Origin of the sequence: Nonomuraea sp. NPDC059023, assembly GCF_042740095.1 — a bacterium.
Taxonomy (GTDB): domain Bacteria; phylum Actinomycetota; class Actinomycetes; order Streptosporangiales; family Streptosporangiaceae; genus Nonomuraea.
This window is the reverse complement of record NZ_JBHYIO010000010.1, coordinates 239,809-252,033: the sequence shown is the minus strand read 5'-3', so window position 1 is coordinate 252,033 and position 12,225 is coordinate 239,809. Positions and strand designations below refer to the sequence as shown.

Below are 12,225 nucleotides of genomic sequence, written 5' to 3'. Positions count from 1 at the left end.
CCTCAAACAGAGGTCATCCACAGCAGATGTCGACCCGGCCGTACTGGGCACGGGCGTCGATCTTGCGGACCGAGGACGGGTCGTGGACCACGTCGACGTCGGGGGTCTCCGCCTGGACGGTGACGTCGTAGGCGCCGTCCTCCACGTTGATCCTGATGTCGCCCTGCGTGCGGACCAGCGCCTTCACGTTCATGGGCCGCTCACGGAAGTTGAGCTCGACCTGCCCCTCGCCGGTCTCGGTGTCGGCCTCCTCACCGCGCAGGTCGAAGGCGCGGATGTTGCCGGAACCGCTGCGGGCCCACAACTTGCCCACGGTCTGGGTGACGCCGATGTCCCCGGAGACCGTGGTCATGCGGACGTCGCCGTACAGGCTGTCGACCCGGAGGGTGCCGGCCTCCACCGTCGCGTCCAGGTTGGTCTCCGAGGGCACGAAGACCGTGTAGTCGGTGTCGCACGTGAGGCCGCGGTCGTTGTTGATGTTGGGGCAGTCCGCGGCCAGGCGCAGGGTGGTGCCGTTCCAGTCCTCGGAGACGTTCGGCCGCGTCTCCGACCAGCGCAGCCGCTGGTCGAGCTGGATCTCGCCGGCGGCGCCCGGCACGATCGACACGCTCACGTCGCCGCGCGCCTCGATCTGGAGCTTCTTGCCGACGAAGGGGATGGTGCGCGTGCTCTGGTGCGTCGGCGGGCGGGCGCGGGCGAAGCCCGCCCACATCCCGCCGCTGGCCAGGAACAGCGCGAGCACCGTCAGCACGGCGCCGAACGTCAGCCAGACCGCCCTCACGGCACGCTCCTGATCTTGAGGAAGTGCAGGACCGCCAGCACCCGGCGGTGGTCGCCTTCGGCGGGCGAAAGGTCGAGTTTGGTGAAGATGTTGCCGATGTGCTTGCCGACCGCCCCTTCGCTGAGCACGAGCTCCTGCCCGATGCCGGCGTTCGAGCGGCCCTCGGCCATCAGCTTCAGCACCTCCTGCTCGCGCGGGGTGAGCCGGTCGAGCGGGTCGCTGTGCCCGCGCAGGAGAAGCTGGGAGACCACCTCGGGGTCCAGGACCGTGCCGCCGGCCGCCACCCTGCGCAGCGCGTCGATGAACTCGGTCACGTCGGCCACCCGGTCCTTCAACAGGTAACCGACGCTGCCGGTCGCCGAGGAGAGCAGCTGGGCGGCGTAGCGTTCCTCGACATACTGCGAGAGCACCAGCACGGCCAGCTCCGGCTGCTGGCGGCGCAGCACGAGCGCGGCGCGCAGGCCCTCGTCGGTGTGCGTGGGCGGCATCCGGACGTCGGTCAGCACGAGGTCGGGCCGGTGTTCGTCGGCGGCCCGCAGCAGCCCCTCCGCGTCGCCCGAGGTCGCCACCACCTGCATGCCGGAGGCTTCGAGCAGCCGGATGAGCCCCTCCCTGAGCAGGACGGAATCCTCGGCCAGCACTACTCGCACGGTAGCTCCACTTCGATCATCGTCGGCCCGCCGAGCGGGCTTTCCAGGTGCAGCGATCCATCCACCGAGCGGACGCGTTGCGCCAGCCCGCGCAGTCCGGTTCCGCCCTCCATGCTGGCCCCGCCCCGCCCGTCGTCCACGATCGTCAGCGTCAGCCATTGGTCGCGCCGGCGCACCGAGATCTCGGCGGAGCGCGCCTGGGCGTGCTTGGCGATGTTGGTGAGCGCCTCGGAGACCACGAAGAACGCCACCGCCTCGATGGTGGGCGAGACCCGCTGGGCGATGTCGACGCGCAGCCGTACCGGCACCAGGGAGCGGGCGGCGACGCCGGACAGGGCCGCGTCCAGGCCCTGGTCGTTGAGTACAGCGGGGTGCAGGCCGCGCACGAAGTCGCGTAGCTCGCGCAGGGCCTGCTTGGCCTCCTCGTGCGCCTGCTCGATGGCTTCCTTGGCGGGCGCCGGCAGGTCGGTGAGCGTGGCGCGGGCCAGGCCCAGGTTCATGGCCAGCGACACCAGCCGTTGCTGGGCGCCGTCGTGCAGGTCCCTCTCGATGCGGCGGCGCTCGGCGTCGGCCGCGTCGATCACGCCCGCCCGGCTCTCCTGGAGGTTCTCGATGCGCTCGCCGAGCTCCGCGTGGCTCGGGCCCAGCAGCGCCCGCGCGATCGAGATCTCCAGTACGGCCATCGCCCGCGCCGCGATCGGAGCCAGCATCAGCATGGCCAGCCCCACGGCCGTGAACAACGACGCCACGACCGGGTTGCGCAGATCGAACTTGAACACCCCCGGCGGCGGCTGCAGTACCGGCTGCAGGAACGCGGTCAGCCCCACCAGCCCGCCGCCCCACAACCCGCAGACCAGCACCACGGCGAACGCGCTCAGCACCGGCGCCAGCAGGTGGAAGCCGATCTGCCGCCACAGTCGCCGGTCGCGCCAGGCCGTGCTGCGCGGCACCGGCGGCAGCACGAACCCCAGGAAGGCGGCCAGGCGCGAACGCTGCACCGCGGTCAGCCCGCGCACGCTGCGCCGCAGCACCGGCGGCAGCACGGCCAGCACGACCGTCAGCACGGCGAGCACCACGGCGATCGGCACACCGGTCACGACATGCGCCGTGTCCAGCCAGGTACGCGCCGACCAGGGGCGGGGGACTTTCATGCTCTCCAACCTATGGACTGGCCGCCGATCCTCGACAGGGGCCTGCTGGGCGAAGTGGGGGTGGTGCTAGCCCCACCCCACGAGCATGCCTTACGCCCGAACCACCGGGCCACGATCCGCATCTCACGAAGGGGGACCGGGACAGGGGAGGAACGATGATGAAGACAGGGATCGCGCTCGCGGCGGCGACCGCGACGCTGGCGTGGGGCGTGCCCGCGCAGGCCGCCTCGCCGGCGCTGCCGAAGGGCTTCCTGCTGACGGAGGCCGCGGCGCGCGGGCCGCACAAGGACGTCGAGCGATGGAAGATCAGCGACGCGCGTACGGCGGGCCTGCTGCTCGACCCGTGCGAGCACCGCTACTGGTCCGGCAAGAAGGCGACCGACCGGGGCCGGATCGCCTCCAGGACGACCGTCAAGACGGTCGAGGTCGAGTCCTGGGGTGAGCAGGTGGCCCTCTACCGCGACGTGAAGGCGGCCAGGACGGTCATGAACGGCCTGCGCGCCGACCTGAAGCGCTGTGCCGTCGGCGGCGACGACTTCCTGAAGTCCACCTACACCAGCCGTCCGCTCAAGGTCGGCGACGAGGGCATCAGGGCGGTCCACAGGGACTACGAGGGGTCCATGCGCTTCGCCGCGGTCAGGAGGGGCGCGGCCGTGCTCATCTACTTCGAGGTCGGCGACTCCGGGCGCGGGCTGCCGGTCAAGGACTTCAGGACGCTGGTGAAGCAGACCAGGACGATGGCGGCACGGGTGTGCGGACTGCCCGAGGCTCGCTGCCGGAACGCCTGACGGTCACCGCGCTCTGGCATTCACCGCGCGGGCTTGAACGTCTGGCGGAACCTCGCGGGGTCGAAACCGCCTCCCAGCGTGGGACCGAGGGCGGCGTGGGCCAGCGCGGCGAAGTCGGGGTGGCCGGCGGCGTTCGCGGGAAGCGCGCCGGCCAGCGGACGGGCGGCCAGCATCTCCAGGTCGGCCACGTTCAGGCGCTCGGCCAGGTCCGGCTCGTCCGGCCACGACCCGATCACCAGCCCGGCCAGGTCGAGGCCCCGGTGCGCGAGCGCCTCCAGCGTCAGCGCGGTGTGGTTGAGCGTGCCGAGCCCGGGGCCGGCCACGACCAGCACCTGCGCGGTCAGCAAGCGGGCCAGGTCGGCGAGCGTGGTGCCGTCCTCGTCGAAGCGCACCAGCAGGCCGCCCACGCCTTCGACCAGGACAAGCTGGTTCGACTCGGCCAGCTCCCGCACCCGCACCGCCACCTCGGGCAGCGACACCGGCGGCAGGCCGCTCGCGCGGGCCGCGGCCGCGGGCGAGAGCGGGTCCGGGTAGCGGGCGAACTCGAACGTGGTGGTGACCCCGGACAGCCTGATCACCTCGTCCAGGTCAGCAGGTTCGCCGGGCCTCGCGCCGGTCTGGGCGGGCTTGACCACGGCCACGTTCGCGCCCCGCCGCCTGGCCAGGGCGGCGACCGCGGCGGTGACGACCGTCATGCCCACTCCGGTGTCGGTCCCCGTGACTACCACGACACTCATGTGGCCCACGATAGCGACCACCTCGCCGGCCCAGGGCGCGGCCGTCACGGTGAGGTGGCGGCGCGCCCGAGGGGCGTGGAAGCGACTTGCGGTGCGCGGGTGACGGCGGGGGCGGGTGGTGCGGCTTGCCGTAAAGGGGAATGGGGGTTTGACGGGTTAAGGGCGGCGCAGGCGGGTGACGAACTTGTAGCGGTCGCCGCGGTAGAGCGATTGTGCCCACTCGACCGGATTGCCGTCGGCGTCGAAGGCATGGCGGGTCAGCAGGAGCATCGGGAGGCCGACGTCCACGCCGAGGGCCTTCGCGTCGTACGGCGTGGCGAGGACCGTCTCGATGATCTCCTCGGCGTCCGTGAGGCGCACGTTGTAGGCGTTGTGCAGCGTCTCGTAGAGCGAGGAGTGGACCTCCAGCTCGCGGCGCAGCCTGGGGAAGCGGCGGGCCGAGAGGTGGGTGGTGTCGATGGAGACGGGTTCGCCGTTGGCCAGGCGCAGGCGGTGGATGCGCAGCACGCGTCCGCCCGGGTTGATGGCCAGGCGGCGGGCCAGCGGCTCGTCGGCGGTGATGTAGCCGATCTCGAGGATCTTGGTGTCCGGTTCGAGCCCGGCGGTGCGCAGGTCGCCGATGTAGGAGGTCAGCTGCAGCACCTGCGCCACCTTGGGCTGGGCGACGAACGTGCCCTTGCCCTGGATGCGCAGCAGCCTGCCCTCCACCACGAGCTCGGTGAGCGCCTGACGCACCGTCGTGCGCGACGTCTCGAAGCGTACGGCCAGCGTCCGCTCGGGCGGCAGCGCGGTACCCGGCGGCAGGCTCTTGGTCAGTTCGAGCAGGCTGCGTTTGACGTCGTAGTACTTAGGTACGCGAGGGGGGTCCTCAGTCACGCTCTCACCTTCACTTCTGCCACGGCGGTGAGGGCGTGTCTGATCACCGCGAGATCATCGGAACTCAGATTGGCCCGAGCGGTCAACCACAGGCAAGAGTGTCGTGTGGGCACTGGCGGCTGCCGGCGGCATCCGACGCGTACGCCGTGCTCCGCACAGGTGGCGGCGGCCTCCAGTGCGGTCCCCGGCGCCCCTCGGACGACCGGCACGACAGCTCCTGCCGGGACGCCGGTCTCCAGGCCGGACTCGCGGGCCACAGCGGCCGGCTCGCCCGCCTGGACACGCGCGCGTACTGGCAGCTCAGGCTGACTGAGAAGGATATCCACCACGGGGCATGCGGCGCTCACGCGGGCCTGGGCCGGGGGCGTGTCCGAGGTGAACGACCTCGTTGAGTCGATCAACGTGCTGGTCACCTCCGGGGTCGCTTGCACAGTTCCGGCTGGGGAACTGAGCGATTGGGACAGTGTGACGGTTCTCACAATGTGAGATTCCCGAAAAAACCCATTTGAGTGCACAATCCCCCGCCCTTCCCCGCCCCAACGCCCCCACGACCCCCGCCCCCACCACCGCTCGGCCCGCGCCTCGTGCCTGGGCCCGCCCACCGCACCTCGGCCTCAGCCCAGCGCCGCGTGCCTCCGGCCCCGCGCCCCGGAGCCTCCGACCTCCGTTCCGGCAACGCACCCCACGCCTCGTGTCTCCGCCCGCCACCAAACCTGCGGCCTCGGGCCTCCGGATGCCGGTGCCCTACGTGCTCGGGTCGGCGTCGTCCGTCTCCGTGTGCCCTCTGGTGTCCGGTCTTCCGGCGTCTCGCATCCCCGCCCGGACAGCCCATGGGCAACCGGGTAGTTGTGCCCGGGATTGGGTCCCGTAGGGCGCGAACCGGTTCATGTGGCGGGTGGTCGGTTTGGTTGTTGCGGTGTTAAGCACGCATGATGCACTCGTGCCGACTCTCAGCGACCTCGTCGTCCGCCACACCGCCCTTGACGAGGCTGATCTCGACTGGCTGCACTCGCTGGTCTCCGACTGGCAGTTGCTGGCCGACCTCTCGTTCGCCGATCTCATCCTGTGGACGCCCCTGCTGGAGGAGCGTGGCTGGATCGCGATCGCGCAGATGCGCCCCACCACCGGCCCTACCGTCTACCACGACGACATCGTCGGCAGCGTCGTCGGCCGCGGCGAGCGCCACCTGATCGACACCGCCTGGAACGAGCGCCGCATCTGCCGCGAGGGCGACCCCGACTGGTCGACGGGCGTTCCGGTCCGCGAGGAGACGATTCCGGTACGCCGCACGCTGCCCGACGGCTCCGGCCGCTTCATCGGCGTCATCCAGCGCTCCACGAACCTGTCGTCGGCCCGCACCCCCTCCCGCCTCGAACTCACCTACCTCCAGAGCGCCTCCGACCTGGCCCAGATGGTGGCGGAGGGCCGGTTCCCGTTCTCGGGCGAGGAGCCGATCCTGGTGCGTTCGCCGCGGGTGGGCGACGGCCTGCTCAGGCTGGACCGTGCGGGACGCGTCACCTACGCCTCCCCGAACGCCCTGTCCGCCTACCGCCGCCTGGGCCTGCACGCCGACCTCGTGGGCGCTGAGCTGGGCCGGGTCACCGCGCAGCTCTGCTACTCCGACGAGCCCATCAACGAGGACCTCATGATCGTGGCCAGCGGGCGCGCGGCCAAGGAGACCGAGGTGGAGTCGGGCGGCACGATCGTTCAGCTCCGGGCGATCCCGCTGATCGTGGGCGGCGGCCGTATCGGAGCGCTGGTCCTCATCCGCGACGTCACCGAGCTGCGCCGCCGCGAACGCGAGCTGATGACCAAGGACGCCACCATCCGGGAGATCCACCACCGCGTCAAGAACAACCTCCAGACCGTGGCGGCCCTCCTCCGCCTCCAGGCCAGGCGCCTACGCGTCCCCGAAGGCAGGGAGGCGTTGGAAGAGGCGGTGCGCCGCGTGGGTTCGATCGCGATCGTGCACGAGACGCTCTCGCACGCCCCCGAGGAGTTCGTGGACTTCGACGACATCGCCGACCGCGTGATCGCCATGGCGGGAGAGGTGTCGGCCCCCGAGGCCGCGGTAACCCCCCGCCGGGTGGGCGCGTTCGGCATCCTCCCGTCGCTGATCGCCACCCCGCTGGCCATGGCGCTGACCGAACTCCTCCAGAACGCCCTCCAGCACGGCCGCCCCAAGCGCCTCCAGGTGGTGGTGAAGGCCGAGCCCGAGCGCCTGAACATCCTCGTCTGGGACGACGGCCTGGGCCTGCCCGAGGACTTCGACCTGGAGAACTCCACCAGCCTCGGCCTCCAGATCGTCCGCACCCTGGTGGTCGGGGAACTCTCCGGCAAACTCGCCCTGGCCCCACGCGACGGCGGCGGCACAGAGGCCTCCCTCTCGATCCCCCTCCCCACCGCCCCTCCCGACGCGTCCCGCCCCTAGGCCGCGCGCCGCAAAAGAGCGTTTCGAGGGTACGGCGAGCGTGTTCCTGAGCCGGAGGCAGGGCTGACGGCGCGAGCCCGGTTGGCTGCTTGAGCTTGGATGTCGCGGCGTCACCATGCGTCTCCCGAGCCGAGACGCGTGGCGTTGGCCCGTGCTTCCAGCACCAGGACGGCGCGGGACGTCGGTCCCGCTCGCGGCGCGGAGACACGCGGCGACGGCCCCGGCTTCCAGCGCCGGGACAGGCGGGCGGCGGCCAGCGTTGGCCTGCGGTTCCGGTGTTCAGGCGAGTGGTGTTGGCCCGGGTTTCCGGTGTCCTGACGGGCGGGACCTGGTGCCGAGGGCTTGGGCTGGGCCGGTCAGGTGTTGTGGGGGTGGCACGCGGAAGCCGCCACGGCGCGCTCTTGGTCGTCCAAGGGGTCGGACCACTTGGGCGGCCAAGGATGCGCCGTGACGGCGGGTACCACGTCCGACGTGAGAAGCGATCCCCACGATCGGCGCCCGCCAAAGGCGGCGGGTGGTGTCAGGTCGGCTGTGCCGTACCTTATGATGATCTTCAAGGACCTTATGATGATTCAGAGGGCGGCGGCGCGAGTGCGGGCGCGGCGGCGCTTGAGTGCGCGGCGCTCGTCTTCGCTCAGGCCACCCCACACGCCGGCGTCCTGACCGGACTCCAGCGCCCACTTCAGGCACTTCTCGACGGCCGAGCAGGAACGACAGACCTGCTTGGCCTCCTCGATCTGCATGAGCGCGGGGCCGGTGTTGCCGATCGGGAAGAACAGCTCGGGGTCCACGTCACGGCAGGCAGCTCGGTGGCGCCAGTCCATGCGTCACTCCTTAGTGGATGGAGCCGGTGGTTGACTCCGTGCGGCTAGTACTTTGTGAAGAGATTCACTAACTCGCGCGAACCTTTCCCGAATCCTGTGGACCCGGGGATGCCCGCTGAACATCGGCGGACCTCTAAGGGGCTGATTAAAGGTCCTACGTTCCGATGTCATTCACGAGCTTTTCAGCCACGCAGAGTGCACGCAAGAGGGTTGGTGGGAAGTTTTGGCGGAGATGGATGTCGGATGCGTCACACAATGACCGAATGTAACCATCTAGACCAGAACTTGTAACGCGTTCGGTGTAGCCCGGAATGTGATGGATTCTCGCTCGCCGAGGTAGTCACCGTCGAGCTGGAAGGCGACGGGGCGTTCGGCGGTCAGCGTGAACTCGGCCTCGTCGTGCAGCTGAACCAGGTGGCGTCCGGACGGAAGGCGATCACTCTCCGTGAGGATCTTCCGGATCAGCGGCAACATGGTCGGGAGCCCCAGGCGCTGGAGCCCCAGCAGGTCCAGTCCGGTCTCGAAACTCGCCCACGGAGTCGGGGTGACCGGATGCGTGCCCACGTAGGTCCAGGGCGAGGTGTTCGAGATGATCGCCATGAAGATCCCGTGCGCGCTCGGGATGCCGGGCCCGGTGAGGGTCATGGCCGGAGTCCGCTTGTCGGTGGCGACATAGTGGCGTAGCGCGGTGTTCACATAACGTGCCGGAGTGGCCTTTCTGCCGCTCCCGCGCAGCCCCTCGACGGCCCTGATCACCTCGGCGTCATAGCCCATGCCCGAGCAGAAGGTGAAGTACCTGCCCTCATCTTCCCATTGGGCATGTCCCAAACTCACGACCCGCCGCCGGTCCTCCCGCAACGCCTCCAGCACCGCCCCCGTGGCCTCGACGGGGTCGTTGGGCAGGCCGAGCGCACGGGCGAAGACGTTCGCGCTGCCGCCGGGGATGACGATGAGCGCGGGCCGCTCGGTCGCGCTGGTGGCGGGCGTGTTGAGCAGGCCGTTCACCGTTTCGTTGACGGTCCCGTCCCCACCGAGTACGGCTACCGCGTCGAACCCCTTCGCCGTCGCCTTCCCGGCCAGCGCCGCCGCGTGCCCGCGGTAGCCGGTCTCCTCGACGGTCAGGTCAACGGCGGCGCCCAGGGCGCGGATGAGGACGTCGCGGGTCCGCGAGTTCGTGGTGGTCGCCTTGGGGTTGACCAGCAACATCGCACGCATGCCTCCACCGTAACCGCTACCCGATCGCCCCACTCCTCCCACACCCACCCAAATCCCCACCCCAAACCAGAACAACCCGCCCACACCGATAAGGCAGGACTCGACCACCGAGACCAGCCACCTGGACTCGACCCCCGGACTGCCGGGACCCGGGAGCGGCGAGGCGAGCTTGGGGTGGCGGCGTGAGCCGGGAGGCAGGCTTGGGGTGGCGGTTTGACCGGGGGTGGTGGTTTGACCGGGGGTGGCGGCGTGCGCCGGGGCGAGCTCGGGGTGGTGGCGGGAGCTCGGGGCTGGCGCGGCGTCAGCCCGCGCTCTTCCCAGCGCCGAGACGGCGGGAGGTTGGACGGTGGGGCTCGGCGCTCTCGGCAGGCGGCCGACCTGGGGCATGGTGGCTGGTCAACGTGGGCCGTTGCGGTGGGGACCACGTCCGACGTGAGAAGCGACCCCCACGATCGGCGCCCGCCCACGACGGCGGGTGGGGGTGGGTGGGCTTGCCGTAACAGAGCAATGGGCTTGAGGGCAGCAGCAACAGAGCAGTGGGGCTTGAGAGCGGCAGCAACAGAGGGCGCCCATTAGGGTGAGGGGGTGACGCGTCCTGGGACTTTGTTGGTGGCGGCGGTGCTGGTGGCTCTGGAGGGGCTGGTGGCTCTGGGCCTGGGGGTTTACGTCGCCGTCGAGGCCATCGTGGGCAGGCCGGAGAGCATGACGAGCGCCGTCGCGGAGGCCGGGTTCGGGCTGCTGGTCGGGGCCGGGCTGCTGTGGGTCGCGTGGGGCGGGTTGTTCAAGGTGGAGCGGTGGGGGAGGGCGCCGAGCGTGCTCACCCAGATCTTCATGATCCCGGTGGCTGTCACGCTGATCCAGGCGGACCGGCCGGCCCTGGGCTTCCCGCTGATGGCGGTCGCCCTGGTCGGCCTCGGCGTACTGCTGGCGCCCCCCACCACGAAGGCGCTCTACGGGGAGGACGGCTAGTCCTCGGCGGTCAGTCCCTCGCGTAGCTGCGCGAGCGTGCGGGCCAGCAGGCGCGATACGTGCATCTGCGAGATCCCGAGCTCGGTGGCGATCTGCGACTGCGTCATGTTCCCGAAGAACCGCAGCAGCAGGATGCGCTTCTCGCGCGGCGGCAGCCGTTCGAGCAGCGGTTTGAGCGATTCGCGGTACTCGACGCCTTCGAGTGACTCGTCCACGATGCCGAGCGAGTCGGACACGGCGGGCGCGTCGTCGTCGCCGGAGTCGGGCGCGTCGAGCGAGACGGTCGAGTAGGCGTTGGCCGACTCCAGGCCCTCCAGGACCTCTTCCTCGGTCATCTTGAGGAAGGCGGCCAGTTCGGCCACGGTCGGCGCGCGGCCCTCGCGCTGCGACAGTTCGCTTATCGCCTTCGTCAGCGACAGCTTCAGCTCCTGCAGGCGGCGTGGTACGCGGACCGCCCAGCCCTTGTCGCGGAAGTGACGCTTGATCTCGCCGACGATCGTCGGCGTGGCGTAGGTGGAGAACTCCACGCCGCGGGCGAGGTCGAAGCGGTCGATGGACTTGATCAGGCCGATGGTGGCGACCTGGGTGAGGTCGTCCAGCCATTCGCCGCGGTTGCGAAAGCGGCGGGCCAGGTACTCGACAAGGGGAAGGTGAAGCTCGACCAGCTCGTCCCGGATGCGCTGACGGCGCGGCTCGTCGGGACCCAGCTCGGCCAGCTCGGCGAAGAGCATGCGGGCGCGCACCCTGTCGGGGACGGCGTGTTCGCTGGTGGCCATGGCTCCAGTCCTTTCCGTCACGCCGGCCTCGCCGCGCCTCGGCGCTTACGCAGGACGATCGCCATGCGGTCGGGGGAGTCGGTCACGGCGTCCACGTCATCCGCAAGGGCGGTCAGCACCATCCACGCGAAGTCATCGCGTTTGGGCGCGGAGTTGCCGACGGTCGCGACCTCCACGCTGACCTGCATCTCCTGCCCGGTCAGCTCGAACTCGGCCGTCAGGTCGGTGCCTGGCACCGCCTCGGTCAGCAGCATGGCGCACGCCTCGTCGACGGCGATCCGCAGATCCTCGATCTCGTCGAGCGTGAAGTCCAGCCGCGCGGCCAGCCCGGCGGTTGCCGTACGCAGCACGGACAGGTAGGCGCTCGCTGCGGGGAGCCTGATGCTCACCACGTCGCGGATGCCCGCCACGCCCTCAGCGCGCGTCTCGGTTTCCTCGGTCACGTTCCTCCCTCGGGTCAGCGACCCCGTACGGTTTCGACGCTGACTGCAACTTACCGCCCCGGAGAGGTGCTTGGCGGATTCAGACTCGCCAACGAACGAAAAGGCTCTGCGTGGCTGGTACCACACAGAGCCTTATCTCCCGATTTATGCGGCCTTAGTCGCCCAGAAGATCTTGGAGATTTCGTCGATCTTGCCGAGAAGGTCGTCCGCCTTGGCCACGTCTACCGTGCCCTTGCCGCCCGCCGCGCCGGCCAGCTTCGTGGCCTCCCAGAACAGCTGGTGCAGTTGCGGGTACTGCTCCAGGTGCGGGGGCTTGAAGTAGTCGGTCCAGAGCACCCACAGGTGGTGCTTGACGAGCTCGCTGCGCTCCTCCTTGATCGTGAGGGCGCGCGAGCGGAAGACCGGGTCCTCGTTGCCGGCGTACTTCTCCATGATCGCCTTGACCGACTCCGCCTCGATCCGGGCCTGAGCGGGGTCGTAGACGCCGCAGGGCAGGTCGCAGTGAGCGGAAGCGACATGCTTGGGTCGTAGCAGTCGTGCGAGCATCAGAAAGTCCTTCCTTGATGCTGAGTCAGCTTGGTCCG

Annotated in this window: 13 protein-coding genes; 3 read left to right on the top strand and 10 right to left on the bottom strand. The window is 70.1% G+C overall.

Annotated elements, in window-relative coordinates; translation table 11 throughout:
* Positions 1–13: 13 nt before the first annotated feature.
* The 3 genes from ACFWYW_RS19550 to ACFWYW_RS19540 are packed head-to-tail and all read right to left on the bottom strand — an operon-like array spanning position 14 to position 2,582.
* Positions 14–781 carry a DUF4097 family beta strand repeat-containing protein gene (locus ACFWYW_RS19550; RefSeq protein ID WP_379612221.1) on the bottom strand — a complete coding sequence of 256 codons (768 nt, stop codon included), beginning with the start codon at positions 779–781 and terminating at the stop codon, positions 14–16.
* Positions 778–1,431, bottom strand: coding sequence for a response regulator (locus tag ACFWYW_RS19545; RefSeq protein WP_379612220.1), 654 nt, complete (start codon positions 1,429–1,431; stop codon positions 778–780). Before ACFWYW_RS19545 ends, ACFWYW_RS19550 begins: the two co-directional genes overlap by 4 nt.
* Positions 1,422–2,582, bottom strand: coding sequence for a histidine kinase (locus ACFWYW_RS19540; protein ID WP_379612219.1), 1,161 nt, complete (start codon positions 2,580–2,582; stop codon positions 1,422–1,424). Before ACFWYW_RS19540 ends, ACFWYW_RS19545 begins: the two co-directional genes overlap by 10 nt.
* 155 nt (positions 2,583–2,737) lie before the next feature.
* Between ACFWYW_RS19540 and ACFWYW_RS19535 the strand changes: the two genes are divergently transcribed.
* Complete coding sequence (locus ACFWYW_RS19535; RefSeq protein WP_379612218.1) at positions 2,738–3,370, top strand: hypothetical protein; 633 nt, start codon at positions 2,738–2,740, stop codon at positions 3,368–3,370.
* Between the two features lie 20 nt (positions 3,371–3,390).
* Here the strand turns inward: ACFWYW_RS19535 and bioD are convergent, their stop codons facing one another.
* Together bioD and ACFWYW_RS19525 are read right to left on the bottom strand one after the other, a co-directional pair.
* Positions 3,391–4,107 (bottom strand): dethiobiotin synthase, encoded by a 717-nt coding sequence (gene bioD / locus ACFWYW_RS19530; RefSeq protein WP_379612217.1) that lies wholly within the window; start codon positions 4,105–4,107, stop codon positions 3,391–3,393.
* Positions 4,108–4,263: 156 nt separating this feature from the next.
* Positions 4,264–4,983: a GntR family transcriptional regulator gene (locus ACFWYW_RS19525; RefSeq protein ID WP_184972473.1), complete on the bottom strand. Its 720-nt coding sequence runs from the start codon at positions 4,981–4,983 to the stop codon at positions 4,264–4,266.
* Positions 4,984–5,923: 940 nt separating this feature from the next.
* Here ACFWYW_RS19525 and ACFWYW_RS19520 point away from each other — a divergent pair.
* Positions 5,924–7,414, top strand: a complete 1,491-nt coding sequence (locus ACFWYW_RS19520; RefSeq protein WP_379612216.1) for a histidine kinase N-terminal domain-containing protein — start codon at positions 5,924–5,926, stop codon at positions 7,412–7,414.
* A 572-nt stretch (positions 7,415–7,986) separates the two neighbouring features.
* Here the strand turns inward: ACFWYW_RS19520 and ACFWYW_RS19515 are convergent.
* The gene (locus tag ACFWYW_RS19515; protein ID WP_184972476.1) at positions 7,987–8,238 is read right to left on the bottom strand and encodes a WhiB family transcriptional regulator; all 252 of its coding nucleotides are present in this window, start codon (positions 8,236–8,238) and stop codon (positions 7,987–7,989) included.
* 273 nt (positions 8,239–8,511) lie between these two features.
* Positions 8,512–9,453: a diacylglycerol/lipid kinase family protein gene (locus ACFWYW_RS19510; protein WP_379612215.1), complete on the bottom strand. Its 942-nt coding sequence runs from the start codon at positions 9,451–9,453 to the stop codon at positions 8,512–8,514.
* Positions 9,454–10,038: 585 nt separating this feature from the next.
* Between ACFWYW_RS19510 and ACFWYW_RS19505 the strand changes: the two genes are divergently transcribed.
* Positions 10,039–10,422, top strand: coding sequence for a hypothetical protein (locus tag ACFWYW_RS19505; RefSeq protein ID WP_379612214.1), 384 nt, complete (start codon positions 10,039–10,041; stop codon positions 10,420–10,422).
* Here ACFWYW_RS19505 and ACFWYW_RS19500 read toward each other — a convergent pair.
* From ACFWYW_RS19500 to sodN, 3 genes are all read right to left on the bottom strand, one after another.
* A complete protein-coding gene (locus tag ACFWYW_RS19500; RefSeq protein WP_379612213.1) occupies positions 10,419–11,198 on the bottom strand; it encodes an RNA polymerase sigma factor SigF in 780 nt (259 codons plus the stop codon). The genes ACFWYW_RS19505 and ACFWYW_RS19500 overlap by 4 nt on opposite strands.
* Before the next feature lie 17 nt (positions 11,199–11,215).
* Positions 11,216–11,641 carry an anti-sigma factor gene (locus tag ACFWYW_RS19495; protein WP_184972484.1) on the bottom strand — a complete coding sequence of 142 codons (426 nt, stop codon included), beginning with the start codon at positions 11,639–11,641 and terminating at the stop codon, positions 11,216–11,218.
* 144 nt (positions 11,642–11,785) lie between these two features.
* Positions 11,786–12,187: a superoxide dismutase, Ni gene (gene sodN / locus ACFWYW_RS19490; RefSeq protein ID WP_221341572.1), complete on the bottom strand. Its 402-nt coding sequence runs from the start codon at positions 12,185–12,187 to the stop codon at positions 11,786–11,788.
* Between the last annotated feature and the right edge of the window lie 38 nt (positions 12,188–12,225).

Bases quoted from the DNA above. Each gene is read 5' to 3' on its own strand.
- ACFWYW_RS19535 (WP_379612218.1), top strand. From the start codon at position 2,738: ATGATGAAGACAGGGATCGCGCTCGCGGCGGCGACCGCGACGCTGGCG.
- bioD (WP_379612217.1), bottom strand. From the start codon at position 4,107: ATGAGTGTCGTGGTAGTCACGGGGACCGACACCGGAGTGGGCATGACG.
- ACFWYW_RS19540 (WP_379612219.1), bottom strand. From the start codon at position 2,582: ATGAAAGTCCCCCGCCCCTGGTCGGCGCGTACCTGGCTGGACACGGCG.
- sodN (WP_221341572.1), bottom strand. From the start codon at position 12,187: ATGCTCGCACGACTGCTACGACCCAAGCATGTCGCTTCCGCTCACTGC.
- ACFWYW_RS19510 (WP_379612215.1), bottom strand. From the start codon at position 9,453: ATGCGTGCGATGTTGCTGGTCAACCCCAAGGCGACCACCACGAACTCG.
- ACFWYW_RS19515 (WP_184972476.1), bottom strand. From the start codon at position 8,238: ATGGACTGGCGCCACCGAGCTGCCTGCCGTGACGTGGACCCCGAGCTG.
- ACFWYW_RS19500 (WP_379612213.1), bottom strand. From the start codon at position 11,198: ATGGCCACCAGCGAACACGCCGTCCCCGACAGGGTGCGCGCCCGCATG.